Source organism: Hydrogenophaga sp. Root209, from assembly GCF_001428625.1.
GTDB lineage: Bacteria > Pseudomonadota > Gammaproteobacteria > Burkholderiales > Burkholderiaceae_C > Hydrogenophaga.
Window position 1 is genome coordinate 288,596 of record NZ_LMIE01000001.1, and the last position, 24,726, is coordinate 313,321.

The window sequence follows — 24,726 nt, forward strand, 5'->3', positions numbered from 1 at the left end:
GGGCGTGAGGTCCGTCATCGAACGGTGTTGCAAGCGAGGTCAACACCCGTGAATTCGGCGTCGTCCGGGGGTGGCGTGCTATAACCCCGCATCCCCTGGAGACACCTGTCAACTGTCGCATAAAAATGCCGCTGCGACCCGCTCAGCCTCTCTCTGCTGAAGCCACTCGGCGCTCAAAATCATCGCCATGAAGCGCGGCTTCTACACCATCATGACGGCGCAGTTCTTCAGTTCGCTGGCGGACAACGCGCTGTTCGTGGCCGCCATCGAACTGCTGCGCACGCGCGGTGCTCCTGAGTGGCAAAGCGCTGCCCTCGTTCCCCTGTTTGCCCTGTTCTACGTGGTGCTCGCGCCCTTCGTGGGTGCCCTCGCCGACGCCCGACCGAAAGGTCAGGTCATGTTCATCAGCAACGCCATCAAGGTGGTGGGCTGCCTGCTGATGCTCACCGGCGTGCACCCGCTGCTGGCCTACACGCTCGTGGGCCTGGGCGCAGCGGCCTACTCACCGGCCAAATACGGCATCCTCACCGAGCTGCTGCCACCGTCGCAGCTGGTCAAGGCCAACGGCTGGATCGAGGGCCTGACCATCGCTTCCATCATCCTGGGGGTGCTGCTGGGTGGCCAGCTGGTCAGCCCTTGGGTGTCGGCCCAGTTGCTGTCGATCGACATCCCCGGCTTTCACACCGGCATCCACCACCCCGCGCAAGCCGCGGTGGCTGCGCTGATGCTGGTCTACATGCTGGCGGCGTGGTTCAACACGCGCATCCCGCTCACCGGTGTGACCCCGCGGCCCATGCCCACGAACCCCTGGGCCCTGTTGCCCGATTTCTGGCGCTGCAACAGCCGTCTGTGGCGCGACCGCCTGGGCCAGATCTCGCTGGCCACCACCACGCTGTTCTGGGGCGTGTCGGGCAACCTGCGCTACATCGTGCTGGCCTGGGCCGGTGCGGCGCTGGGCTATGGCACCACGCAGGCCTCATCGCTGGTGGGCGTGGTGGCGCTGGGCACCGCAGTGGGTGCGGTGGTGGCGTCGATGCGCATGCGGCTGGACCAGGCCACGCGCGTGATGCCGCTGGGCATTGCCATGGGGGTGCTGGTGATCCTCATGAATTTCATCGACAACGTGTGGGTGGCCGCGCCCTTCCTGGTGCTGCTCGGTGGCCTGGGCGGCTTCCTGGTTGTGCCGATGAACGCGCTGCTGCAGCACCGCGGCCACAACCTCATGGGCGCGGGCCGCTCGATCGCGGTGCAGAACTTCAACGAACAGGCCTGCATCCTCACACTGGGTGCGCTCTACAGCTTCTACACCGGCATGGGGTGGTCGGCGTTTGCGGCCATCACCGCCTTCGGTCTGCTGGTGGCCGGCTTCATGGGCCTGATCGCGCTGTGGCACCGCCACAACCAGCGCACGCACCCGCACGAACTGGAACGGCTCTTGGAGATCGCCCGCCGGGACGACCTGCACGGCTAGAACCCGACGTTCGTCGGTGCGAAGCCGTCCAGGCTCACGAGGCGATGCTGCGCCAGCACCTTGTACAGATCACCCTCGCTCACCGAACGCGAGAGGTAGGCGTCGCTGCCGGCGAGACCCGCCTTCATGCGGTCCATGCTGCCGGCGGTGGGCGCGAACATGATCACCACCGGCGCGCCTTTCGGGCCCTTGGTCTGTTTCGCGGATCGGCAGATCTGGTTGGCGTCGGGCTCTCCTTTGAGCCGGTCGATCACCACCAGCCGGTAGGGGTGGGCCTTGAGCATCACGAGCGACTGCGCCGCTTCGCGCGACCAGTCGATGGTCAGGCCATAGCGCTTGAACCGTTTGAGCAGGATGCGGCCTTCCACGAGACTTTCGGCCACCAGCAGCATGTCGCCGCGCGGCACGTCGGGCACCGCGGCCTTCTCGGGGCTGATCCTGGAACGCGGTGAGCGGGTGGAGCGCGGTGCAGGCGGCGACGGCAGATCGTCCAGGCCGCCGAAGTCGGTCAGGCGCATGGTGCCCTGGCGGTTGGCAGCAGCAGTCCGCTGCACGGCCACCGGTGCTTGCGATGCTTGCGGTGCCGAGGCAGCCAGAGACCGCAGCTCGTCACGCTCCATGGGCCGGGTGGGCGGGAACTCGGTGTCGGACGTGCGGCGCCGGCGCGCGCTCACGGCTGGTGCCATGGGGGGAGGTTGCTCTTCAGGTGGCTGGGTGGCGGAGAAGCTGCGGTCGGCGCCAGCGCGATAGGCCACCGCAGGCCCGTGGTCGGGCGCGGCGAGGCGGCCGCTGGCCAGCCGCATGCTGGCGTCCAGCCCCTGCAACTGGGAACTCTCATAAGGCTGGGTGGCCATGAAACCAGTGGCGGGTGCGCGCCTTTCTGCGGGGGCCGAAGGGCGCACGCCGACGAGGACGTCCAGCGCGTTGAGCACCGCGACCAACTTGACGGGTTTGCGCTGCAAAGGCCAGCCGGTGCCGCCGTCGGACTGGCCCACCAGCAGGATCTTGCCGGGCAGTTCGGCATCACGAACCAGGTGCAGGGCCTGGGTGTTGTCGGCATTGACGATCAGGATCTGGGCGTCCATCACTTCGTCCTGCACCATGTAGCTGGGCGGACGGCGCGCGGCCATGCGGAAGAAGGACTCGAACGTGGCGGACTCGGCTTGCGTGAAGCCCACCAGCGCCACCGAATATGCTGCCACCATCGATTTGCCCCGCCCGCTGAGATTGTTGGTTGATGCCGCAAGACCTTGATGAGTATGCCTTTTTTGCAACGGAGTACGCTGTCTTCCGTTCATCTGTCATTTGAAATGCGACACCTGTTGCGCGGCAACGATCACGGATTCAGCCCTAACTTTCACCCCACCTTTGCCCAACGGAGACCTCCATGTCCAGCATTCACGACTTTGAAGCTTTGTCCATCGACGGCAAGCCGGTGTCACTTGCGCAGTTCAAGGGCAAGCCCATGCTGATCGTCAACACCGCCAGCGCCTGCGGCTTCACGCCGCAGTTCGGCGGCCTGGAAAAGCTGCACAAGACCTATGGCGAACGCGGGCTCGTGGTGCTGGGTTTCCCGTGCAACCAGTTCGGCAGCCAGGACCCGGGCAGCAACGACGAGATCGCCAGCTTCTGCCAACTCAACTTCGGCGTGACCTTTCCCATGATGGAGAAGATCGACGTCAATGGCGCAGAGGCCCACCCGCTGTACCAATGGCTCACGGCCGAGGCGCCCGGGCTGCTGGGCAGCAAGGCCATCAAGTGGAACTTCACCAAGTTCCTGGTAGGCAAGGACGGGCGCGTGATCAAGCGCTATGCGCCGCAGGATGCGCCGGAGAAGTTGGCGACAGACATTGAAGCCGCTTTAGCCTAGATCCGGCGCCGGGCCGCCCCAAGCCGGATCAGCCCCCCCTGGGGGCAGCGACCCGCGCAGCGGCGGAGCGTGGGGGCAGGCTCAAATCCATTTCAACAACAGGCCTGCCACCAGCGGCAGCGCGACGGCGCTGAACAAGGCCGACAGCCCCATGGCCAAGCCGGCGAAGGCACCCATTTCCTCGCTCACCTGAAATGCCCGCGCGGTGCCGATGCCGTGCGCGGCGGTGCCCAGCGCAAAGCCGCGCACGATCGGATCCTTGATGCGAAGGGCATCGAACAGGAAGCGCGCGCTGGCCGCACCGATGATGCCGGTGGCCGCCACCAGCACGGCAGTGAGCGAAGGAATGCCACCGATCTTTTCGGCGATGCCCATGGCCACCGGGCTGGTGACCGACTTGGGCGCCAGCGACGCCAGCGTGGCCTTGGACGCCCCCAGCGCCCAGCCCACGCCGATGGCCGTGACGGTGGCCGCCAGCGTGCCCACCACCAGCGCGCCCACGATGGGCAGCCACAGGCGCTTGAGCCGCGGGAGTTGTTCGAACAACGGGATGGACAAGGCCACCGTGGCCGGTCCGAGCAGGAAGTGCACGAACTGCGCGCCTTCGAAATACGTGGCGTAGGGGGTGCCCGTGGCCCAAAGCAGGGTGGCCAGCACCGCGATGGCGATGGCCACCGGGTTGGCCAATGGGTTGAAGCCGCTGCGCTGGTAGAGCAGGAAAGCGCCTTGGTAGACCAGCAGCGTGAGCGTGAGGCCCAGCAGCGGCGTGGCCGAAAGGTAGACCCAGATGTCGGCCAGCGCGCCGGACAAGGGCAGCGCGGGCGTCATCGTGGGGTCCGCTTCATCAACCAGGCCATGGTGAGCGCCGCACTCGCCAGCCCCACCAAGGTGCTTACCACCAGCGCCACACCGATCGCCAGGGCTTCGTTGCCCAAGCGCTGCAGGTGCAGCATGACGCCCACACCGGCGGGCACGAACAGCAATGAGAGGTGCTGCAGCAGCGTCTGTGCGGTGGGCTTGATGGCGCCCAGCACGGAAGGCCGCAACACCAGCGTCAACAGCAGCAGGGCCAGACCCACCACCGGTCCGGGCACCGGCGCGCCCGTGGCGAGCACAAGCGCTTCGCCCAGCAACTGAAAAACGAGCAGGGTGGCGAGCGCTGGGATCACGGCGAGGAGCGACTCAAGTGGACAGCGCTTCGTCGAGTACCTCGACCCAGTGGCGCACCGGCGTGCTGGTGCCGCTCTGCAGGTGCGTGATGCAGCCGATGTTGGCGCTGGTGATCACGCTGGGCTGGAGTTCGCCCAGGTGCCCGAGCTTGCGGTCGCGCAGCTCGAAAGCGATCTCGGGGTTGAGCACCGAGTAGGTGCCGGCCGAACCGCAGCACAGGTGCGCCTCGTTCTTCGCCACCTGCACGGTGAAGCCGAGCGCGGCCAGGTGCTGCTCCACACCGCCCTTGAGCTTCTGGCCGTGCTGCAGGGTGCAGGGCGGGTGGAAGGCGATCACGCGCGATGCGTCGGGTTGGTGTTTGAGCAAGGGCCGCAGCGTGGGCACGAGCGCGGGCAGCAGTTCGCTGAGGTCCTGTGTGAGCTCGCTGATGCGCGCGGCCTTGGCGGCATAGGCCGGGTCGTCTTTCAGGATGTGGCCGTACTCCTTCACGGTCACGCCGCAGCCCGAGGCGTTCATCACGATGGCCTCGACACCGTTGGCGCCATCGACCAGGGGCCACCACGCATCGATGTTGGCGCGCATCTGGGCCATGCCCCCGTCCTGGTCGTTGAGGTGGAACTTCACCGCGCCGCAGCAGCCCGCGGTCGGCGCCAGCACGCCCTGGATGCCGGCGGCGTCCAGCACGCGCGCGGTGGCGCTGTGGATGCTCGGCATCATGGCCGGCTGCACGCAACCCGCCAGCAGCAACACGCGACGCGCGTGGGTGCGGGTGGGCAACTGGCCAGCGGCGCGGGGCGCGGGCACCTTGTTCTGAAGCGAAGCTGGCAGCAGCGGGCGCACCAGTTGGCCGAGCTTCATGGCCGGACCGAACAACGGGGAAGGCAGGCCTTCCTTGAGCAGCCAGCGCAACGTTTTCTCCATCACCGGGCGCTGCACTTTTTCATCCACCAGCTTGCGGCCGATGTCGATCAGGTGCCCATAGTCCACCCCGCTGGGGCAGGTGGTTTCGCAGTTGCGGCAGGTGAGGCAACGGTCCAGGTGCATCTGCGTCTTGCGCGTGGGCTCGGCGCCTTCGAGCACCTGCTTCATCAGGTAGATGCGCCCGCGCGGGCCGTCGAGCTCGTCACCGAGCAGCTGGTAGGTGGGGCAGGTGGCGGTGCAAAAACCGCAGTGCACGCACTTGCGCAGGATGGCCTCGGCCGCGCGGCCGTCGGCGCGGGCCTGGTATTCGGGGGAGAGCTGGGTTTGCATGGTGTGTGTGGCGAGGGTTCAAGGGCGCACGATCCGCCGCCGGGCCGCCCCAAGGCGGATCAGCCCCCTCGGGGGGCAGCGGACCTCGCGCAGCGGGGGAGCGTGGGGGCTCATGCTCTGCCGCGGTTGAAGATGCCGGCGGGGTCAAATGATTCGAGGAGGCGGGACTGGATGCTTTGCAGTGCCGCGCTCTGGCTTTGAAAACGAGACACGCCAGGCGCGCCATCGGCTCCTGCGCGGAACAGGGTTGCGTGTCCGTTCACCGCACTGGCCGCCGCGCGCAACTCGGCACCCGCCGAGGCTGGCGCCCACAGCCAGCGCTGCGCTCCCTGCCACTCGATGAATTGCGCATGGGGCAGCGCCAGCACCGGCGCGGTCTGCGGCACCGAGAGGCGCCACAGACACAGCTCGGGCGAGGGCGCGGTGAAGAACGGCAGGCGCTGGTCGCGGCAGGCGTCCCAGTCGGGCCCGGCTTGCGCGTTGTCCATGCGGGTACCGCCAGCTTCGCTGGCCATGCGTTCGCAGGCCGCTTCCACCGCGGCCACCGCGCCACGCAGGCGCACAAACAAGAGCTCGGGTGCGTCTGGCTGGGTGTCGTCCTTCACCCAACAAGAGGCGTTGATCGGCAGCGGCTGGCCGCCCCAGCGGTGCAGCTGCTCCAGGGCTTCGTGCTGTCCGAGCGTGAACACCAGCGTGGCTTCGGCCAAGGCCATGGGCAGCACCTTCAGACTCACCTCGCTGATCAGGCCCAGGGTGCCCATCGACCCCGCCATGACGCGACTCACGTCGTAACCCGCCACGTTCTTCATGACCTGACCGCCGAAGGTGAGCAGCTCGCCGCGGCCGTTGATGAAGCGTGCGCCCAGCACGTAGTCGCGCACCGAACCGGCGCTGGCCCGCGCCGGACCGGCCAGGCCCGCGGCCACCATGCCCCCCACGGTGCCGCCCGGGCCAAAACGGGGTGGTTCGAACGGAAAACACTGGCCCTGCCCGGCCAACAACGCCTCCACCTCGGCCAGGGGAGTGCCTGCGCGCACGGTGATCACGAGCTCGGTGGGCTCATAACTGACGATGCCGGACCAGTCGGTGGTGGAAAGCACATCGCCCTCGGTGGGCGTGCCGTAAAACGATTTCGTGTTGCCGCCGACGATGCGCAATGGCCTGCGGGCAGCGGCGGCTTCTTTGATCTGGTCGATCAGATGGCTGGGTTCTTCGATGGTGCTGGCTTGCATCCAATCGATGGTAGTCGCCGATACCAAGCCCGACTTTGATTTTTTTGCACAGTCCGCTGCAAACGAGCCGCGATCCGCCGCAGGGCCGCCCCAAGGCGGATCAGCCCCCCCGGGGGGCAGCGGACCACGCGAAGCGGGGAAGCGTGGGGGCCTTTTTATCGGGTGTAGCCCAGGCACATGCCGGCATTCGACCGGCCTTTGCATTCGCGCTTGAGGCGCTTCTCACGCGCCGCCGGACTTTCTTCGGACGGCGACTTGTGGAAGGTGACCGAGGTGGATTTGCGCTGGGCGCCGGTGTCGCTGCCTGGCGAGGCAGCATGAGCAATCAGGCAAAGGCTGGCGGTTGCAGCCACCAGGATGCGGAGCAAAAGCGCTGGAATCATGAGTCCTCCCGAAAAGCATGTTGATGGGCCTGTAACTATAAAGAACTCAACAGGCACCAAAAAACCCGCGTGCCTGGCGGCAACGCGGGTTCAACTTCCACAGGAGATTCTCAGCAACGGCGCGGTGGAGACATTCCGTGAAGAACGGACCGCACCGCGCGGTGAGACCTGCAGGGCTTAACGGTTGTAGGCCGTCTCGCCGTGAGCGGTGATGTCCAGACCTTCGCGCTCGGCTTCTTCCGAGACACGCAGACCCAACATCATGTCAACGATCTTGTAGCAGATGAAGGCGATCACACCCGACCACACGATGGTGATGAGCACGCCCTCGGCCTGCACCACCATCTGGCTGGCGATGGAGTAGTCGTCACCCTTGATGCCACCGAGCGAGCCGGCCGAGAACACACCGGTGAGCAGCGCGCCCACGATGCCACCCACGCCGTGCACACCGAACACGTCCAGCGAGTCGTCAGCACCCAGCATCTTCTTGAGACCGGACACGCCCCACAGGCACAGGAAGCCAGCGATCAGGCCGATGATGATGCCGCCCATGGGGCCCACCGAGCCGCAGGCCGGGGTGATGGCCACCAGACCGGCCACAGCGCCGGACGCAGCGCCCAGCATCGAAGCCTTGCCCTTGGAGAGCGCTTCACCGACACACCAGGCCAGCACCGCAGCGGCGGTGGCCAGCAGGGTGTTGATGAAGGCCAGGCCAGCACCGCCGTTGGCTTCCAGGTTGGAGCCGGCGTTGAAGCCGAACCAGCCCACCCACAGCAGCGAGGCACCAACCATGGTCAGCGTCAGGCTGTGAGGCGCCATCGATTCCTTGCCGTAGCCGATGCGCTTGCCCACCATGTAGGCACCGACCAGACCGGCCATGGCGGCGTTGATGTGCACCACGGTACCGCCGGCGAAGTCCAGCGCGCCCTTGTCGAACAGGTAGCCCCCGGCGCCCCAGACCATGTGGGCGATCGGGATGTAGCTGAAGGTGAACCACAGCGCGCAGAACAGCAGCACGGCGCTGAACTTCATGCGCTCGGCGAACGAGCCCACGATCAGCGCGCAGGTGATGCCGGCGAACGTGGCCTGGAAGGCCACGAAGATCAGTTCGGGAATCATCACGCCGGGGGTGAAGGTGGCGGCCAAGGTGTCCATCTTGATGCCCATCAGGAACACCTTGTCGAGGTTGGCGACGATCAGGCCCTCACCACCGAACGCCAGGCTGTAGCCGTACACGGCCCACAACACGACGATCAGCGAGAACACCACCATCACCTGCATCAGCACCGACAGCATGTTCTTGCTGCGAACCAGGCCGCCGTAGAACAGCGCCAGGCCCGGCACGACCATGAGCACCACGAGGATGGTGGAGACCATCATCCAGGCCACATCGCCCTTGTCCATGGTTTCCTTGACCGCTTCTTCAGCGGGCGCAGCGGCTTCTGCCGGGGCGGCAGCAGCCGGTGCTTCAACAGCCGCGGGTGCGGCGGCGGGAGCGTCTGCAGCCGGCGCGGTGACGGCTGCAGGCGCTTCGGTCGTGGTCTGCGCGGTGGCGCTCAGGCCTGCAAAGGCCAGGCCGGCGCCCAGCAGCAGGGTTGCAATCAGTTTTTTCATGTCTGTGATCTTTCTTGTTCAGTGGCGATGATCAGAGCGCTTCTTTGCCGGTTTCGCCGGTGCGAATGCGAACCACCTGTTCGAGCGAGGTGACGAAAATCTTGCCGTCGCCGATCTTGCCGGTGCGCGCGGCACCTTCGATGGCTTCGATCACGCGATCGACCAGGTCGTCAGACACGGCTGCTTCGATCTTGACCTTGGGCAGGAAGTCGACCACGTACTCCGCGCCGCGGTACAGCTCGGTGTGGCCCTTCTGACGGCCGAAGCCCTTGACTTCGGTCACGGTAATGCCTTGGACGCCCATGCCGGAGAGTGCTTCACGCACTTCGTCCAGTTTGAACGGCTTGATGATGGCTGAAACCATTTTCATGCTGCTATTCCTCTTCTTGAACAGGAGGGTGATGAGACCGGATGGCCGACACCGGGAGGTGAAACGAGTTCGGTATGCCCGGGAGCAAACCAATCACGGTGGGCTGACTGCCGCATGGAAAACCACGCTTCGAATCAATCGCTTACAAGACCTAGCAGGGAATATGCCAACTTTGCGACCCCCTACCCGGTGGGGTTTGTTGGTCCCATGGCCACTACAGTGGCCGGCGCGGGACGGCGCCATCCACCCCACCGCGCATGCCCGCACCTTCCGGGTGCGCACCAAACGAGTGCCCACACAAAAAGCCGTCCAGCCCCTGGGACGACGAAAAACACGCACCGAAACAGGGAGTGAATTGCGATGAGTCTGTCTTTGGTGCGCAGCCGCGCCCTGCTCGGCCTGGACGCGCGGCCGGTGCAGGTCGAAGTCCACCTGGCCAACGGCCTGCCCAGCTTCACGTTGGTGGGCCTGGCCGACACCGAGGTGAAGGAAGCCCGCGAACGCGTGCGCTCGGCCATCGCCAACGCCGGGCTGGAGTTCCCGTCCAACAAGCGCATCACGGTGAACCTGGCGCCGGCCGACCTGCCCAAGGACTCCGGCTATCTTTGAGGTGATGCCATTGACATGCTACGGTGCAGAGTCGATCCTATGGACACTGACCACTGGGAGTCCAAATGGCTACTCTTGAATGGATAACGTATCAGCAACACCAAGCCTCCCTAAAAGATGGAACTGTTGTCTGGAAGGTGCGGAGTGCTGCGCCAAAGATTGAACGTTTTCCTCAAATTTATTGGAAGGATAGTAGTCCATGGAGAGAGGCTAATCTTTGGGCTCAAGCTCGCGCAACAAGTAACGACGTTGATATTTCAACTATACAAACGGCGGCGACATCCCTACATGCATACGCTAATTGGTTGGAGACGACGGATACAAACTGGTGGGACTTTCCACTACGTAAATCAGAACGTTGCTTAGTTAAATACCGCGGGGCGCTTATCGAGATGCGGAACGACGGCCACCTTGCACCTTCAACTACCGCTCAACGAATGCGAGTTGCTATTGCTTTCTACCGATGGCTAAACGGTGTGGGGCTCTTAGACTCAAATTGGCCACTCTGGCAAGATAAACAAGTTCAGATTCGATTCATGGACAAGGTGGGATTCGAACGTTCAGTTCTTGTTACAACGACCGACTTGCGAATCCCCAATAGAAGAGTGATTCGAGAGAATCTTGAAGGAGGACTGCTTCCCGTCACGATAGAAGATCGAGATATCATCCTTCAATTCGCCTACGCCTATGCGTCTGAGGAGTTGTTCCTAATGTTAGTTCTTGGCTTTTTTACAGGCATGCGACTGGGTAGTATTTGTGACCTTAAAGTTGCTACGCTGTCGCAAGCATTGCGTGATCCAACGTCAAACGAACTCTTTAGAATTTCTATAGGACCAAGGGCCCGTCCGCCAGTCGCAACCAAATTTGGTGTAACCGGTCAAGTATGGTTAACAAGATTACATCTTGAGCGAATGATTGAGTATGCCCAAAGTTCTCGGAGATTAAAGCGAGAAGCTGAGGCATGCGCCGATAACAAAGATCTCTTGTTCCTGACAAGATTTGGTAACCCATATCACCAGAGTGGGACACAGAAGAGTGCCGCTCTTAATGTTGAGATTTATTCCCTAAAAAAATTAGCAGCTAAGCACGGAATCAGTTCTTTTGAAAATTTTCATTTTCACCAGACACGCGCTACTTACGCAACTGAGCTTGCAAAGATTGCACTGGCAGTGAGCGATACAGCGGGTGCAGTAGCATTCGTTAAGGATGCATTGATGCACAAAAATGAAGAGACTACACTTCAATATATTCGCTTTCTGGAAAAGGCACCAATTAAATCCGCAGCTTCGAACGCCTTTACTCGAAGTTTTCTCGGTCTTCTAGCAGGCCAAGTAAATGGAGAATAGAAATCCTGCCATTCCAGATTTAACAATCGTAGTAAATAGAAGTCGGACAAGTGCAGTGTGGAGCCTGCACCCTCTTCTTTATCGTGGGGGAGCAGCGATTGACATGCGTAAAGTTGACCATGCAATTGATAATGGGACTTTGGGTTGCTATATTGATGAACGCCTACCACTTGTGTTGAAAATCCATGAAACGATGGAAGATATGCTAGTTGGCGGGTGTAGTAGATTGACTATTCGATCATCTCTCGCATGCCTAAAGAATTTCTTTTCTTGGGCGGATACCAATGAAAAGTCTTTGAATCTACAAAATGTTGAAGTTTGCTTCCTTGAGTGGACAGAAAGCTTAATTCATCGCCAAGGCACACATGGCGGTCTAAAACCAATTTCTATCTATTCAAAAGCAAGCAACGTCGCCTCTTTATTAGACCGAGCACTTTCGCTCACCGGTGGAATGATGCGGCGGACTAGGATTAAGAAAAGGTCCTCGGCCTTAGATTCCATTAGTCGCACCGATAGAGTATCAATTTCTGATTTACAGCGTTTTGGCCCAACGCTTGTTGACATATGCGAGGCACTTTCAATGGAGGCAATATGCGGACGCCTTCCTGTCAAAATTGCGCTACGTGACGGTAAGTCAACTCTTGATTGGTGCGGACTGCGAAGCCTTGAGAGTCTAAAGAGTTTTTCATCTACGAATGTCCGGGAAAGTAGTCGCACTAGCATTCAAGACACTCGGGACGCCTACATAGCGAATGTCTCATTGCGCACGAGATATTCATTGCTCAATCTTAGAATTGAGGCAGAGTTGTTAATATTTATTGCCCAAACCGGAATGAATTTGTCTCAGGCCTTCAAACTCAAGTTTGGAGACTTTTCATACCAGAGTCATTCACACGGCTACAGAGTTAGCAGATTATATAAGGGGAGACGCAAGGGCGAGGTCGAGTTTGAGATCTACAGTGAGTACCGCCCCTTTTTTGAGCGATATTTAAGATGGAGAAAGTCTTCAATTTTCAATCCGTCCGGAGACAGGCTTTTCCCATTGTGGTCGCCCCAACTACGCTCCGAAGATGTAGCACCTACATTCAAGGCAGTAAAGCGTCGTTGCGACTTATTCGGAGTGCCCTATATTGGCCCTATGGCTCTAAGGAAGGCACGGATTAACTGGCTAGCCAATTATACTGAGGACATTCACCTCACCGCTCAGATGGCTCAGCATACGGTGAGCACATTGAGACAGTCCTATCTGTATATTAGTTTAGAAACTGTTAAAGCTGAAATTAGTAATTTTCATGCAATAACAGAAACGGCAATAGCTGCTCCAGGCCCTGTAGATTGTAATGGCTGCTCACCACAGGCAGATTACAACTCTCCTCGTGGTGCGCCAGAACCTGATTGTATTAGTCCCAGTGGCTGTCTATTCTGCTTGCAGCACAGAGACATTGATAGCGAAGATCATGTTTGGTCACTTGCTACATTTCGCCATCTCAAAACAATTGAATTGAGTGGCTCCAAACCAATTGTTGGCGGGGGAATTCATCCGGCAACTCTTGTAATCGATCGTATAACGTCAAAGTTGAATGAATTCTTTGGCCGCGAAACGAGTACTGCGTGGGTTCTTGAAGCAAAAGCTCGCGTGTTAGAAGGGCATTACCATCCCAAATGGGATGGATTCATACGTCTGATGGAGGAAGGAGTTTAGTTTGGCGTCCCACTTTGTGCTCGGAATCAATTCGCCATTGGTGTCTCAGGAATCTCTTAATTACAGACTACCATCCTGGCCGCCCTCAGTTGACTTTCCTGTGGTCATTGATGCAAACGATCGTATTGTGAGTCGCTTCGGTGATTCATCATGGGACATCTCACATTGGTTGGGGGTTAAAGAAGTAATCTCATTTGACGGAAATGATTCGTCACACAAATTTCCGCTGTCCACCGAAAATGCAGACTTACTTCGAAAGATTGCAGGTTGGTGGCTCTGGGGCCCGCGGGCAGTGTCCGCGCCAAGAACACTTCTCGCAAGAGTTAAGTGGATCCGCCCAGTTTTCGCTCTGTGCACCAAGCATAAAATTTGTGCTTCCTCTCTTTCGGAGCATCCGGAAATTGTGGATGACAACCGACAGAAGCCTCGCAAGCATCGTCAGGTCAGTTGAATGTTCTGCAGAACTCGCTTAGGAATCGCTCGGTAGTGAGGTCGCAGCAACTCGTTAAGCCTGTTAGCGCTGCCTAGTGTCCATAGGGTTCACCTAACACATACCGGGCCGCTTTGACCTGCCGATCGCCCTGGGCATTCTGGCGGCCAGTGGCCAGATCAGCGCAGCGCGCCTGGCCGACTGGGAGTTCGCCGGCGAGTTGTCACTCGGCGGCGAACTGCGCCCGGTGCGCGGGGCACTCGCGATGAGCCTGGCCCTGCACCGCGACGCTGGCGTTGACGCCACCGCCCGCCTCGTGCTGCCGCCCGGCAGCGCCGAAGAAGCCGCGCTGGTACCGCAGGCCCGGGTTTACCGGGCTCGCCATCTGCTGGATGTGATTGCCCGCTTCGCGCCCGAGAGCGCAGCCGCGACCGAACCACCCGATGACGAGGGCTGGGCGCGCCTGAGTGCCCAGGCCATCGCCCACGCCCCATTGACCACCGATCTGGCCGACGTCAAAGGCCAGGCGGCGGCCCGGCGTGCGCTGGAGATCGCCGCGGCCGGTGGGCACAGCCTGCTGATGCTTGGGCCGCCCGGCTCGGGCAAATCCATGCTGGCCCACCGCTTCGCGGGCTTGTTGCCACCCATGAGCACGCTCGAAGCGCTGGAATCCGCGGCCGTGGCCTCCCTGGCCGCGCGCTTCGAGCTGGAGCGCTGGGGCCAGCGCCCCACCTGCGCGCCGCACCACAGCGCCAGCGCTGTGGCGCTGGTGGGCGGCGGCTCGCCGCCCCGGCCGGGTGAAATCTCGCTCGCCCACCACGGCGTGCTGTTTCTCGACGAACTGCCCGAGTTCCCCCGCGCTGCACTCGAAGCCCTGCGCGAGCCACTGGAGAGCGGTCACATCCGAATCTCGCGCGCGGCCATGCAGACCGAATTCCCGGCGCGCTTCCAGCTGGTGGCGGCCATGAATCCATGCCCTTGCGGTTTTCTGGGCCACCCCACCCAGGCCTGCCGCTGCACGCCCGACCAAGTCTCGCGCTACCAGGGCAAGCTGAGCGGCCCGCTGCTCGACCGCATCGACCTGCATGTGGAAGTGCCGGCCTTGCCGTCCGAGCACCTGTTGACCCACCGCATGGGCGAATCCAGCGCAGCCGTGCGCGAGCGTGTGGTCGCCGCGCGGGAGCGGGCGCAGGCCCGGCAGGGCATGGCCAACCAGTCATTGGCCGGCCGGGCGCTGGATCAACACGCGCTGGCAGATCCCGCCGCGCTCCAGTTCCTGCACACCACGGCCGCGCGCCTGGGCTGGAGCGCGCGCGGCACGCACCGCGCGCTGCGTGTGGCGCGCACCATCGCCGATCTGGCGGGGCTGGAAGGAGTGGAGGTGGCCCAGGTGGCCGAGGCAGTGCAGTACCGCCGGGTGTTGCAAAGGAATGGTTGAAGCGGCGCGGAGAAATACTACGAAAGAAGTATGGTCCACAGCCTGCAGCCTTGACTAGAGTCGCGCGACCAAGGAGGCAGGACAAGATGACCGTGAAAAAAGGGGCGCGCGCAACAGGGTGGTGGGCTCGTATGGCCGTGTTGTGGTTCGCACTGGTGCCGATCCAGCTGCTCGCAGAAACCAGATGCTTCGACGTACCCTATTTCGTGTACACGATGCCGGAAACCTTCACCCCGGCCGAACAACGCGCACACGAGTTCATTGGCCATTTCCGGTATTACAGGGGCCATGGCACGCTGGAAGAAAACACCGCGGCCAGCCTGGCCGAGTTGCCGCCGCTGGACCAGGGCACGCTGCCGAACGGTGGCTCCCTCGTGCAGTGGCTTTCGCCCGACATCACCATGTCCACCGACCTGTATCTTGACTACGACCAGCACCTGTACACGGCAGAAGTGCACGCGGTCAACCTCAGCTGGACCGGATGCACAGCGCAGGGAAGCTGCCGCCATTCTGAATACGTGAACTTCCATCGCGGCTGCGTCACCGCCACCTACACCCCCTACCTCATTTCGCTCGACGGCTCCTCGAGAACCATCGACAAGGACCTGACGCCCATCGACCTCACGCTGAGCCTCAGCCTCAACGGGCGCCCCGCTGCCCACAAGCCGGTCAGCATCGTGGCCTCCGATCAGGGGCGACACGGCTTCCTCAGATGCAAGGGAACATGTGCCGGATTCATGTGGCAAACAAATGATGAGGGCCTGCTGCTGCTCGAATACGTGCCCACACAGCCCGCCAGCGAACGCATCGAGTTCGTCGCCAGCTGTGCGAATTGCGGCAACACCGCCAACTGGGTGGTGCAACCCCAGCGGGACATCGTCATCGGGTTTTTCAATGGGGTGGCGAATACGCAGGAAGCCGCGCTGGACAGCCTGGACCGCCTTGAAGAAGAGTTCGGCCCTCAGTACAAGGACACTCCGCTCAAGTACGACTGGTTTTACAACCAGACCGCTTGCGGCGAAGGCGTCTTGGGCAAGCCGTCGTGCCTTGAGGACGTGGCCGAGGTGTTCGACCAGCGCACCCGAGAACTCGGTGGCGTGTTCGCTTCACGATGGGAAACCTTCTGGGACATCCTGGCAGGTAGCTACCAGCAAGAGACGTCCTTCACCGGCCGGTTGCTCGACCGACTGGGCAACAGCGGCAATGCCCTCTTGCAATGGCTGGACGCCGGCCTCAATGCGATATTGAACCAGTTGGCGCGCGACACCTTCAAGCTGATCACCCTGTTCAAGGACTCGCCCACCTACGAAAACCGGGCCAGCCACATGGAACGCCTGTGGCGCTACGCCGATGAAGGCCACGGCATGGTGCTCGTGGCCCACTCGCAAGGCAATTTGTTCGTCAATAGCGCCTTCGATGCACTCAAGGCCTTCAAACCTGAGGCGCAGGCCCAGGTGGTGCACGTTGCCCCGGCCTCACCCACCCTGCGCGGCGACCACGTGCTCGCTGACATCGATCTGGTCATCAACGCGCTGCGCGTCACCGGTCTCAACAGCGTGCCGGATGTCAACATCAATCTGCCTGTGAGCAAGATCGATCGCAGCGGTCACGGCTTCGAGCCCACCTATCTCGACACGGCGCGTGCGGCCTACGCGCGCACCCGAGGCCTGATCGTCCAGTCGCTGGACGCACTCGTTAACTGATCCCACAGGAGCACACCCATGAGAAGACACTCCCTCACTGCGCTGTTCCCGCTGGCACTCGCCGGCTGGCTGTCGGCCTGCGGCGGTGGTGGCACATCGTCCGGCAACACGGGCACGCCATCGGCCACACTGGCCGAGCAAATCAAGGCCTTGGAAGAAAGCAGCCAATTGCCCAAGCTGGACCGCTCCAGTGACATTCGAGGTCCGGACGCGGACAACAACGGCATCCGCGATGACATAGATGCCTGGATTGCCGCCCAACCTATCTCGGATGTGCAGAAGAAAGCAGCGCAACAAATGGCTCGTGTGCAGCAGGCCAAGTTGCTGGCAGACCTCAATGACAAGGAAGCCCTTCAGGCTCTGGGGGAAAGATCCGCTGCTGGAATCGTGTGTCTAGGAGATGTATTCATGCCGGAACGCCAGAAGGGCCGTGATCTACGAAGTCAGCTCGAGGCCATCATGGCCAACACCAAGGAACGCGCCAGGCAGTACATCGCCTACAACCGGGCAGTGTCGGGCAGCTCCGGCCGATTGCCGGAGGGAAACACCTGCGAGCCATGATCCACCGCTGCTCACTACGTGTGAAAAGTTGCCTGCTCGTCCCGTTGGTCTTGGTCTTGTTTGCCTGTGGCGGCGCGGCTTCGTCCAACGAATTGGGCGCATCGCCGACCGCTAGAAGGGTTCTGATCTTATGGGCCATCTTGAAGCGATGATGGCCAACACCAATGAGCGTGCCAAACAGTACCTCGCCTACAACCGCGCACGCTCAGGCAGCGTTACCGAGCTGCCAGCTGGCAACACGTGCGAGTCCTGATTTACGGTGGATTTGATGCGAACGTCCATCAAGGTTGCCTTGTGGCTCATCCTCATCAACTTCGGTACGATGACCGCGCTCGGCATGCTCGTCGTGGGCCTTGCGGGCCCCATCGTCGACATGTGGTGCTCGCCCAGTTCCGACGACCTCGATTTTGCAATCACCGGCGTTGCTGGCCTGTTGTGGCCCTTGGGTATCCCCTTGGTCATGCACGGATTGGACCGCTGGAAGCACCGCTGGAGTGCTCCTCTGTTCTTGACGGTGGTTGTGGCCTCGCTCTATTTCTGGGCGGTGCTCGTGGTCTGGATGACGCTGCTCCTGCTGGAGCAACCCTCTTGATGCCCCCTGCTGCCGCGCGCCATGCACCAACTGGTATGGTTTCCGGTTTCCCCCTTTGCAAGCAGGAGACCACATGACCTACCCCAACACCCAACTCTTCATCCACGGCCAGTGGCGCGACGCCGCCGCTGGCGAAACGCTGGCCGTCTTCAACCCGGCCACCGGCAAGGAGATCGGGCGCGTGGCGCACGCCCGCCAGGCCGATCTGGACCTGGCGCTCGACGCCGCGCAAAAAGGCTTCGAAGTCTGGCGAGACAAGCCGCCCATCGAACGCGCCAAGATCATGCGCGCCGCCGCCGCCCTGATGCGCGAGCGTGCCGGCGCCATTGCCGCGCTGTTGACGCAGGAACAGGGCAAGCCGCTGGCCGAGGCCAAGGGCGAGGCCATGGCCGCTGCCGACATCATTGAATGGTTCGCCGACGAAGGCCTGCGTGTCTACGGCCGCATCGTGCCCTCGCGCCACAACCTCGCGATGCGCCAGATGGTGTTGAAAGACCCGGTGGGCCCGGTGGCCGCGTTCACACCCTGGAACTTCCCCATCAACCAGGTCGTGCGCAAGCTGGCCGCGGCGCTGGCCACGGGTTGCTCGATGATCGTCAAGGCACCCGAAGAAACCCCCGCCGCACCCGCCGAACTGGTGCGCGCCTTTGCCGACGCCGGCTTGCCACCTGGCGTGCTCGGCCTGGTCTACGGCACACCGGCTGAAATCTCCAGCTACCTGATTGCGCACCCGGTGATCCGCAAAATCACCTTCACCGGCTCCACGCCGGTGGGCAAGCAGCTCGCCGCGCTGGCCGGCCAGCACATGAAGCGCGTGACCATGGAGCTGGGCGGGCACGCGCCGGTGATCGTGGCGGAAGACGCAGACGTCGCGCTGGCCGTGAAGACCGCGGGCGGCGCCAAGTTCCGCAACGCAGGCCAGGTCTGCATCTCGCCCACGCGTTTCCTGGTGCACGAGAGCATCGCCAAGGAATTCTCGGCGGCGCTGGTGAAACACGCCGCCGGCCTGGCCGTGGGCGACGGATCCACCGAGGGCACGCAGATGGGCCCGCTGGCCAACCCGCGCCGCGTCACGGCCATGGCCGAATTCACGAAGGACGCGGTGGAACGCGGTGCGACGCTGGCCTCGGGCGGCGAACGCATCGGTGACGAAGGCAACTTCTGGCAACCCACCATCCTGACCGACGTGCCGCTTGACGCGCGCGTGTTCAACGACGAGCCCTTCGGCCCGATGGCCGCCGTGCGCAGCTTCAAGACGCTGGACGAGGCCATCGCGGAAGCCAACCGCCTGCCCTACGGCCTGGCCGGCTATGCCTTCACCAGCTCATTGAAGAACGCGGACCTGCTGGCGCGCCGCGTGGAGGTGGGCATGCTGTGGGTGAACATGCCCGCCATGCCGTCGGCCGAAATGCCCTTCGGCGGCCTCAAGGACTCGGGCTACGGCTCCGAGGGCGGCCCGGAGGCGATGGAGGCTTACCTGAACGCGCGCGCCATTTCAATCATGAACGTCTGAAGCAGAATCGCGTTCGAGCCGCGGACCCCGTTCGCACTGAGCCTGTCGAAGTGCTTGCGCTCGCAGGGCTTCGACAGGCTCAGCCCGAACGGTACTGGCGCAGGATTTAGCCTGCGGGCATCAGCCTTTATTTGGGCCCAGCTTGTTCGTGAACGCCACAACGAGCGCGGTCATGAAGAACAACGCCTGCAGCTCCAGCCGCCAGCCACCACCCGCGCCCAGGTCAAGGAACTGGCCCATGTGGGCCAGGCCCACGGCAAACGCCATGTTGGTCGCGATGATGAGCGCCGCGGGCACCACCCACACGCCAGCCAGCAACATCAGCGGCGCCACCAGTTCGCCCAGGTACACGCCATAGGCAAGCCAGCCGGGCAGGCCCTGGCCGACCAGCATGCCCTCGATGCCGCCCACACCACCCATCACCTTGGCCCAGCCGTGAAAGATCATGAGGATGGCCAGGGTCCAGCGAAGCAGGATCACGCCAAGGCGGGGTTGGTTGAACAGGTTGTTGAGTGCGTTCATGTGTTTGAAGTCCGTTGAAGGGGGAAGAAAGGGTTCCCCAAAGCTGACCTGCAAGGTCGCCTTCGGTTCCGCTCGCCGTTGAAAAAGGCCTACAGATTCGGCGCCAGCCAGCGCTGCAGTTCCTTCTCGGCCACCGCGCTGCGCTGCGCCAGATCGGCCACCTGGTCGTCGCCGATCTTGCCGACGTTGAAGTAGGTGCTCTCGGGGTGGCCCAGGTAGAAGCCGCTCACGCTGGCTGCCGGTGTCATGGCCAGGCTTTCGGTCAGCGCCATGCCGATGTCTTCGCACTGCAGCAGTTCGAACATCGGGCGCTTGACCGAGTGGTCCGGGCAGGCGGGGTAACCCGGCGCCGGGCGGATGCCCTGGTACTTTTCCTTGATGAGTTCCTCGTTGCTCAGCGCCTCGTCGGCCGCGTAGCCCCAGAGGTCGGTGCGCACGCGGTGGTGCATGCACTCGGCCAGGCCCTCGGCCATGCGGTCGGCCAGGGCCTTGAGCATGATGGCGGAGTAGTCGTCGTGGTCGTCGATGAACTGCTTTTCCTTCTTCTCCACGCCCAGGCCCGCAGTGACGGCAAAAACGCCCACGTAGTCGTTGGCCACACCCTTGGGCGCCACGAAGTCGGCCAGACACCGGCTGGGCCGCATCACGCCGTCGACCTCGAAGCGCTCCGTCTGCTGGCGCAGGCCGTGCCAGGTGAGCGCCACCTCGCTGCGGCTCTCGTCGGTGTAGAGCTCGATGTCGTCATCGTTCACGCTGTTGGCCGGGTACAGGCCCACCACCGCGCTGGCGCTGAGCCAGCGGCCTTCGATCAGGCGCTGCAGCATGCGCTTGCCGTCGCTGAACACGCGCCGCGCCTCTTCGCCCACCACCTCGTCCTTGAGGATCTCTGGGAACGGTCCGGCCAGGTCCCAGGTCTGGAAGAACGGCGCCCAGTCGATGTACTTCACGATCTCGTTGAGATCGAAGTTCTTGAACACACGCTTGCCGATGAAGCGCGGCTTCTTCGGCTCGAAGGCGCTCCAGTTGATGGGTGTCTTGTTGGCGCGCGCCTTGGCCAGCGGCCACAGCGGCACCTGCTTCTTGTTGGCGTGCTGGGTGCGCACCTTGTCGTAGTCGGCGTTGAGTTCGGCGATGTACTGCGCTGCCTGGTCAGACAGCAGCCCCTGCGCCACGCCCACGCTGCGCGAGGCGTCGGGCACGTAGACCACCGGGCCGCTGTAGTGCGGCGCGATCTTCACCGCGGTGTGCACGCGGCTGCAGGTGGCGCCGCCGATCAGCAGCGGGATCTGCCTCTCGCGGAAGTGCGCGTCCTTCTCCATCTCGCCGGCCACGTACTGCATCTCTTCCAGGCTGGGCGTGATCAGGCCCGAGAGGCCCACGATGTCGGCGCCCTCGGCCTTGGCCATGGCCAGGATCTCGTGGCAGGGCACCATCACGCCCATGTTCACCACCTCGTAGTTGTTGCACTGGAGCACGACGGTGACGATGTTCTTGCCGATGTCGTGCACGTCGCCCTTCACGGTGGCGATCACGATCTTGCCCTTGGGCTTCACGTCTTCACCGGCCGCCACCTGGGCCAGCTTCTCGGCCTCGATGTAGGGCAGCAGGTGCGCCACGGCCTGCTTCATCACGCGCGCGCTCTTCACCACCTGCGGCAAAAACATCTTGCCCTGGCCGAACAGGTCACCGACCACGTTCATGCCGTCCATCAGCGGACCTTCGATCACATTGAGCGGGCGGCCACCGCCGGCCTCGATCTCGCGCCACATTTCTTCGGTGTCTTCGGTGATGAAGTCGTTCATGCCGCGCACCAGCGCATGGCTCAGGCGCTCGCGGATCGGCAGGGCGCGCCACTCGTTTTTCTTGCTGTCGTCCTTGGCCGCGCCCTTGGCGTTCTCCGCCACGTCCACCAGGCGTTCGCCAGCGTCCGCGCGGCGGTTCAGCACCACGTCTTCCACCCGTTCGCGCAGCTCGGGCTCAAGCTCGTCGTACACACCCACCATGCCGGCGTTGACGATGCCCATGTCCATGCCGGCTTTGATGGCGTGGTACAGGAACACGGTGTGGATGGCCTCGCGCACCGGGTCGTTGCCGCGGAAGCTGAACGACACGTTGGACACACCGCCGCTGACCTTGGCGCCGGGCAGGTGCTGCTTGATCCAGCGCGTGGCGTTGATGAAGTCGACCGCGTAGTTGTTGTGTTCCTCGATGCCGGTGGCGATGGCGAAGATGTTGGGGTCGAAGATGATGTCTTCGGGCGGGAAGCCCACCTCGTCCACCAGCACGCGGTAGGCGCGCTCGCAGATCTCGACCTTGCGCTCGTAGGTGTCGGCCTGGCCTTTTTCATCAAACGCCATCACCACCGCGGCCGCGCCGTAGCGCTTGACCAGCCGCGCCTGGCGCTTGAACTCGTCCACGCCCTCTTTCATGCTGATCGAGTTGACGACGCCCTTGCCCTGCACGCAGCGCAGGCCGGCCTCGATCACCTCCCACTTGGAGCTGTCCACCATCACCGGCACGCGCGCGATGTCGGGTTCGCCCGCGATCAGGTTGAGGAACTTCACCATCGCGGCCTTGCTGTCGAGCATGGCCTCGTCCATGTTCACGTCGATGATCTGGGCGCCGTTTTCCACCTGCTGGCGCGCCACGGCCAGCGCCTGCTCGTACTCGCCGTTCAGGATCATGCGGGCGAAGGCCTTGGAGCCGGTGACGTTGGTGCGCTCGCCAACGTTCACGAACAGGCTGTCGGGGCCAATGCGCAGCGGCTCCAGGCCGGAAAGCACCATGGGCGGAACGGAAACGGAAACGGAAGGGGAGAGAGATTCGGACATGCGGCTCACCAAGGCAGTTTTGCAGACAACAGACTGGTGAGCGCCGTTTTGGGCCTGTTCATGCCCACTCAAGCCTGACGCACGGTGGGGGCTGTGAAAGCCCGCCGGCGCTGCAACGCTCCTTGAGAGGGGTGGATTTTAGCGTGCGGGGCCTCCGGGCGGTTTCTGGTGCGATGCTTGCTTACCCGGCACCCATGCCGCCGAACACCAACGACCCCCTGGCCGAAGCCCTGGAAGCCAGCACCGACTGGCACGCCCAGGAGCTGCTGCTCATGCGCGAGGTGATGAAGCTGGTGGGCCGCAGCCTGGCGCCGGCCTTCGTGCTGCGCGAGATGCTGCACCTGATGAGCGAGCTGCTCGGCTTGAACCGCGGGCGCATGGTGCTGGCCGACGACGCGCCGCACGAGGCTGAGCGCACGGCCTCCATCCGCCACGCCTACGGCCTCACCGCCGGCCAGGTGGCCAGCGGCGTGTACCGCTGGGGCGAGGGCATCACCGGGCGCGTGCTGCAGACCGGCCTGCCCGCCATCGTGCAGGACGTGGACGCCGAACCGCTCTTTCTGTTTCGCTGTGTGCCGCGCAGCCAGCTGCCACCGCAGACCGTGGCCTTCATCGCGCTGCCCATCGAGGTGAACGGCGCCACCATCGGCGTACTCGCCTGCCACCGCATCCGCAGCCGCCAGCGCCACTTGAACGACGACCTGGCCGTGCTGCGCATATTGGCCACGCTGGCCGGCCAGCTGCTGCAGCTGGAGCAGCTGGTGGCCGAAGAAACCCGCCAGCTTGAAGAACGCAACGCCGCCCTGGCCCGCGCGCTCGACACGAGCACCGCGCGCTACGGGCTCATCGGCCGCTCGCCCGCGCTGCTGCAGGCGCTGGGCGAGCTGGAGCGCGTGTCGCAATCGCAAGCCACGGTGCTGCTGCTGGGCGAGTCGGGCACGGGCAAGGAGCTGTTTGCCCGCGCCGTGCACCTGGCCAGCGGCCGGCACGACCAGCCCTTCATCAAGGTGAACTGCTCGGCGATTCCCGAGACGCTGTTCGAGTCGGAGCTGTTTGGCTACGAGCGCGGCGCCTTCACCGGCGCCAACACCGCGCGCGCGGGCTGGTTTGAGCAGGCCAACGGCGGCACCATTTTTCTGGACGAGATCGGCGAGCTGCCGCTGGCCATGCAGAGCAAGCTGCTGCGCACGCTGCAAGAGGGCACGCTGGTGCGCCTGGGCGGCACGCGCGAGCTGAAGGTGAATGTGCGACTGGTGGCCGCGACCAACCGCGACCTGGCGCGCGAGGTGCAGGCCGGGCGGTTTCGGCAAGACCTGTACTACCGGCTCAACGTGATCCCGATCCGCCTACCCAGCCTGCGCGAGCGGCGCGAAGACATCCGCGCGCTCGCGCTGCATTTTGTGAACCGCGCCAACCAGACCCACGAGCGCAACGTGCACCTGGCCCCCGAGGCCATGGCGCGGCTGGAAACGCACGACTGGCCCGGCAATATCCGCGAACTCGGCAACCTCATCGAACGCCTGGTGCTGCTCACCGACCACACCCGCGTGACCGCCGTGGCGCTGGAGCGCTTCATGCCCGAGTCCTTGACGCCGCTGCCCGCCGCCGAACCGCCGCCCGGCCGGCCCCTGCCCGCCGGCACCGTGCGCGAATACCTGAGCGCCCGCTCACACAGCCCGCAGGCCCTGCAAGACGCCCTGCTGCGCCACCAAGGCAACCAAACCCAGGCCGCCCAAAGCCTGGGGCTCACGCTGCGGCAGTTCAGCTACCGGCTGCGCAAGGCGGGGCTGCGATGAAGGGTGGGGTTGAACGGTTGCAGTGAAAACCGGCGCAACGGATGTGTGACAGCATCAGCGCCATTGACCAAGACTTGCGAGAAGCCGCCATGAAAACCATCGACGAAATGCTGAACCTGGCATTGCTGACCCCCGACGAGCACCAACAAATCAGCAGCTGGATTGCGCAAGCCGACACGCCCGACGAGATCTTGAAGATGCCGCCCCTGCTGTGGCGGGCGGTGGAGCGGGCGAGCGCGGTCATGGGGATCGATGAGGACCTGCTGCGGCCGCCTGCGCTGGATGGGGATGATCTGATTGGACGATAGGGCCGGGCGATGCG

At 63.1% G+C, this 24,726-nt stretch carries 20 protein-coding genes, 2 pseudogenes and 1 riboswitch; of the genes and pseudogenes, 12 read left to right on the forward strand and 10 right to left on the reverse strand.

The window, feature by feature from the left end:
- The first annotated feature begins 187 nt into the window (after positions 1–187).
- A complete protein-coding gene (lplT, locus tag ASE11_RS01450; protein ID WP_056264762.1) occupies positions 188–1,471 on the forward strand; it encodes a lysophospholipid transporter LplT in 1,284 nt (427 codons plus the stop codon).
- Here the strand turns inward: lplT and ASE11_RS01455 are convergent.
- Positions 1,468–2,676, reverse strand: a complete 1,209-nt coding sequence (locus ASE11_RS01455) for a hypothetical protein (protein WP_056264767.1) — start codon at positions 2,674–2,676, stop codon at positions 1,468–1,470. The two genes, lplT and ASE11_RS01455, sit on opposite strands and share 4 nt — an antisense overlap.
- Positions 2,677–2,858: 182 nt before the next feature.
- On the opposite strand from ASE11_RS01455, the gene ASE11_RS01460 reads away from it, so the two are divergent.
- Complete coding sequence (locus ASE11_RS01460; RefSeq protein WP_056264771.1) at positions 2,859–3,341, forward strand: glutathione peroxidase; 483 nt, start codon at positions 2,859–2,861, stop codon at positions 3,339–3,341.
- Positions 3,342–3,422: 81 nt separating this feature from the next.
- Here the strand turns inward: ASE11_RS01460 and ASE11_RS01465 are convergent, their stop codons facing one another.
- The 7 genes from ASE11_RS01465 to glnK form a co-directional block, all read right to left on the reverse strand.
- Complete coding sequence (locus ASE11_RS01465; protein ID WP_056264772.1) at positions 3,423–4,169, reverse strand: LrgB family protein; 747 nt, start codon at positions 4,167–4,169, stop codon at positions 3,423–3,425.
- Entirely contained in the window at positions 4,166–4,510 is a 345-nt protein-coding gene (locus ASE11_RS01470; RefSeq protein WP_056264776.1) for a CidA/LrgA family protein, read from the reverse strand. The genes ASE11_RS01465 and ASE11_RS01470 overlap by 4 nt, the downstream gene beginning before the upstream one ends.
- A 13-nt stretch (positions 4,511–4,523) precedes the next feature.
- Complete coding sequence (gene glcF / locus ASE11_RS01475; protein ID WP_056264779.1) at positions 4,524–5,762, reverse strand: glycolate oxidase subunit GlcF; 1,239 nt, start codon at positions 5,760–5,762, stop codon at positions 4,524–4,526.
- A 110-nt stretch (positions 5,763–5,872) separates the two neighbouring features.
- The gene (gene glcE, locus ASE11_RS01480; protein WP_056264781.1) at positions 5,873–6,994 is read right to left on the reverse strand and encodes a glycolate oxidase subunit GlcE; all 1,122 of its coding nucleotides are present in this window, start codon (positions 6,992–6,994) and stop codon (positions 5,873–5,875) included.
- 155 nt (positions 6,995–7,149) lie between these two features.
- On the reverse strand, positions 7,150–7,377 hold the full coding sequence (locus ASE11_RS01485) for a hypothetical protein (protein ID WP_056264784.1): 228 nt from the start codon (positions 7,375–7,377) through the stop codon (positions 7,150–7,152).
- Between the two features lie 177 nt (positions 7,378–7,554).
- Entirely contained in the window at positions 7,555–8,991 is a 1,437-nt protein-coding gene (locus ASE11_RS01490) for an ammonium transporter (protein ID WP_056264787.1), read from the reverse strand.
- A 31-nt stretch (positions 8,992–9,022) separates the two neighbouring features.
- Positions 9,023–9,361 (reverse strand): P-II family nitrogen regulator, encoded by a 339-nt coding sequence (glnK, locus tag ASE11_RS01495; protein WP_056264790.1) that lies wholly within the window; start codon positions 9,359–9,361, stop codon positions 9,023–9,025.
- 360 nt (positions 9,362–9,721) lie between these two features.
- Here glnK and ASE11_RS01500 point away from each other — a divergent pair.
- From ASE11_RS01500 to ASE11_RS01525, 8 genes and pseudogenes are all read left to right on the forward strand, one after another.
- Positions 9,722–9,961: pseudogene (locus ASE11_RS01500) on the forward strand (magnesium chelatase domain-containing protein); the annotation flags it as partial.
- A 74-nt stretch (positions 9,962–10,035) separates the two neighbouring features.
- Positions 10,036–11,316, forward strand: a complete 1,281-nt coding sequence (locus tag ASE11_RS25110) for a site-specific integrase (RefSeq protein ID WP_156406189.1) — start codon at positions 10,036–10,038, stop codon at positions 11,314–11,316.
- A 103-nt stretch (positions 11,317–11,419) separates the two neighbouring features.
- Positions 11,420–13,018, forward strand: coding sequence for a site-specific integrase (locus tag ASE11_RS25660; protein WP_156406190.1), 1,599 nt, complete (start codon positions 11,420–11,422; stop codon positions 13,016–13,018).
- Positions 13,019–13,575: 557 nt separating this feature from the next.
- Positions 13,576–14,886 (forward strand): annotated as a pseudogene (locus ASE11_RS01505) (YifB family Mg chelatase-like AAA ATPase); the annotation flags it as partial.
- Positions 14,887–15,017: 131 nt separating this feature from the next.
- On the forward strand, positions 15,018–16,589 hold the full coding sequence (locus tag ASE11_RS01510) for a hypothetical protein (protein ID WP_056264795.1): 1,572 nt from the start codon (positions 15,018–15,020) through the stop codon (positions 16,587–16,589).
- Between the two features lie 18 nt (positions 16,590–16,607).
- On the forward strand, positions 16,608–17,150 hold the full coding sequence (locus ASE11_RS01515) for a hypothetical protein (protein WP_056264799.1): 543 nt from the start codon (positions 16,608–16,610) through the stop codon (positions 17,148–17,150).
- 268 nt (positions 17,151–17,418) lie between these two features.
- On the forward strand, positions 17,419–17,742 hold the full coding sequence (locus tag ASE11_RS01520) for a hypothetical protein (RefSeq protein WP_056264803.1): 324 nt from the start codon (positions 17,419–17,421) through the stop codon (positions 17,740–17,742).
- 73 nt (positions 17,743–17,815) lie between these two features.
- Positions 17,816–19,255, forward strand: coding sequence for an NAD-dependent succinate-semialdehyde dehydrogenase (locus ASE11_RS01525; RefSeq protein WP_056264806.1), 1,440 nt, complete (start codon positions 17,816–17,818; stop codon positions 19,253–19,255).
- Between the two features lie 120 nt (positions 19,256–19,375).
- Here ASE11_RS01525 and ASE11_RS01530 read toward each other — a convergent pair whose 3' ends face one another.
- Together ASE11_RS01530 and metH are read right to left on the reverse strand one after the other, a co-directional pair.
- Positions 19,376–19,777, reverse strand: a complete 402-nt coding sequence (locus ASE11_RS01530) for a DoxX family protein (RefSeq protein WP_056264809.1) — start codon at positions 19,775–19,777, stop codon at positions 19,376–19,378.
- 89 nt (positions 19,778–19,866) lie between these two features.
- Positions 19,867–22,608 (reverse strand): methionine synthase, encoded by a 2,742-nt coding sequence (gene metH / locus ASE11_RS01535; protein ID WP_082585468.1) that lies wholly within the window; start codon positions 22,606–22,608, stop codon positions 19,867–19,869.
- Positions 22,609–22,639: 31 nt separating this feature from the next.
- Positions 22,640–22,738: riboswitch (S-adenosyl-L-homocysteine riboswitch) on the reverse strand.
- 64 nt (positions 22,739–22,802) lie between these two features.
- Here metH and ASE11_RS01540 point away from each other — a divergent pair.
- Positions 22,803–24,404 carry a sigma 54-interacting transcriptional regulator gene (locus ASE11_RS01540; protein ID WP_056264813.1) on the forward strand — a complete coding sequence of 534 codons (1,602 nt, stop codon included), beginning with the start codon at positions 22,803–22,805 and terminating at the stop codon, positions 24,402–24,404.
- Between the two features lie 89 nt (positions 24,405–24,493).
- Positions 24,494–24,712 (forward strand): hypothetical protein, encoded by a 219-nt coding sequence (locus ASE11_RS01545; protein WP_056265604.1) that lies wholly within the window; start codon positions 24,494–24,496, stop codon positions 24,710–24,712.
- The last annotated feature ends 14 nt before the right edge of the window (positions 24,713–24,726 follow it).

Coding starts and splice junctions, on each gene's coding strand:
- ASE11_RS01465 (WP_056264772.1), bottom strand. CDS start 4,169: ATGACGCCCGCGCTGCCCTTGTCCGGCGCGCTGGCCGACATCTGGGTC.
- lplT (WP_056264762.1), top strand. CDS start 188: ATGAAGCGCGGCTTCTACACCATCATGACGGCGCAGTTCTTCAGTTCG.
- glcE (WP_056264781.1), bottom strand. CDS start 6,994: ATGCAAGCCAGCACCATCGAAGAACCCAGCCATCTGATCGACCAGATC.
- ASE11_RS01520 (WP_056264803.1), top strand. CDS start 17,419: ATGCGAACGTCCATCAAGGTTGCCTTGTGGCTCATCCTCATCAACTTC.
- ASE11_RS01460 (WP_056264771.1), top strand. CDS start 2,859: ATGTCCAGCATTCACGACTTTGAAGCTTTGTCCATCGACGGCAAGCCG.
- metH (WP_082585468.1), bottom strand. CDS start 22,608: ATGTCCGAATCTCTCTCCCCTTCCGTTTCCGTTTCCGTTCCGCCCATG.
- ASE11_RS01485 (WP_056264784.1), bottom strand. CDS start 7,377: ATGATTCCAGCGCTTTTGCTCCGCATCCTGGTGGCTGCAACCGCCAGC.
- ASE11_RS01540 (WP_056264813.1), top strand. CDS start 22,803: ATGCCGCCGAACACCAACGACCCCCTGGCCGAAGCCCTGGAAGCCAGC.
- glnK (WP_056264790.1), bottom strand. CDS start 9,361: ATGAAAATGGTTTCAGCCATCATCAAGCCGTTCAAACTGGACGAAGTG.
- ASE11_RS25660 (WP_156406190.1), top strand. CDS start 11,420: ATGCGTAAAGTTGACCATGCAATTGATAATGGGACTTTGGGTTGCTAT.
- ASE11_RS01525 (WP_056264806.1), top strand. CDS start 17,816: ATGACCTACCCCAACACCCAACTCTTCATCCACGGCCAGTGGCGCGAC.
- ASE11_RS01545 (WP_056265604.1), top strand. CDS start 24,494: ATGAAAACCATCGACGAAATGCTGAACCTGGCATTGCTGACCCCCGAC.
- ASE11_RS01515 (WP_056264799.1), top strand. CDS start 16,608: ATGAGAAGACACTCCCTCACTGCGCTGTTCCCGCTGGCACTCGCCGGC.
- ASE11_RS25110 (WP_156406189.1), top strand. CDS start 10,036: ATGGCTACTCTTGAATGGATAACGTATCAGCAACACCAAGCCTCCCTA.
- ASE11_RS01510 (WP_056264795.1), top strand. CDS start 15,018: ATGGCCGTGTTGTGGTTCGCACTGGTGCCGATCCAGCTGCTCGCAGAA.
- glcF (WP_056264779.1), bottom strand. CDS start 5,762: ATGCAAACCCAGCTCTCCCCCGAATACCAGGCCCGCGCCGACGGCCGC.
- ASE11_RS01490 (WP_056264787.1), bottom strand. CDS start 8,991: ATGAAAAAACTGATTGCAACCCTGCTGCTGGGCGCCGGCCTGGCCTTT.
- ASE11_RS01455 (WP_056264767.1), bottom strand. CDS start 2,676: ATGGTGGCAGCATATTCGGTGGCGCTGGTGGGCTTCACGCAAGCCGAG.
- ASE11_RS01530 (WP_056264809.1), bottom strand. CDS start 19,777: ATGAACGCACTCAACAACCTGTTCAACCAACCCCGCCTTGGCGTGATC.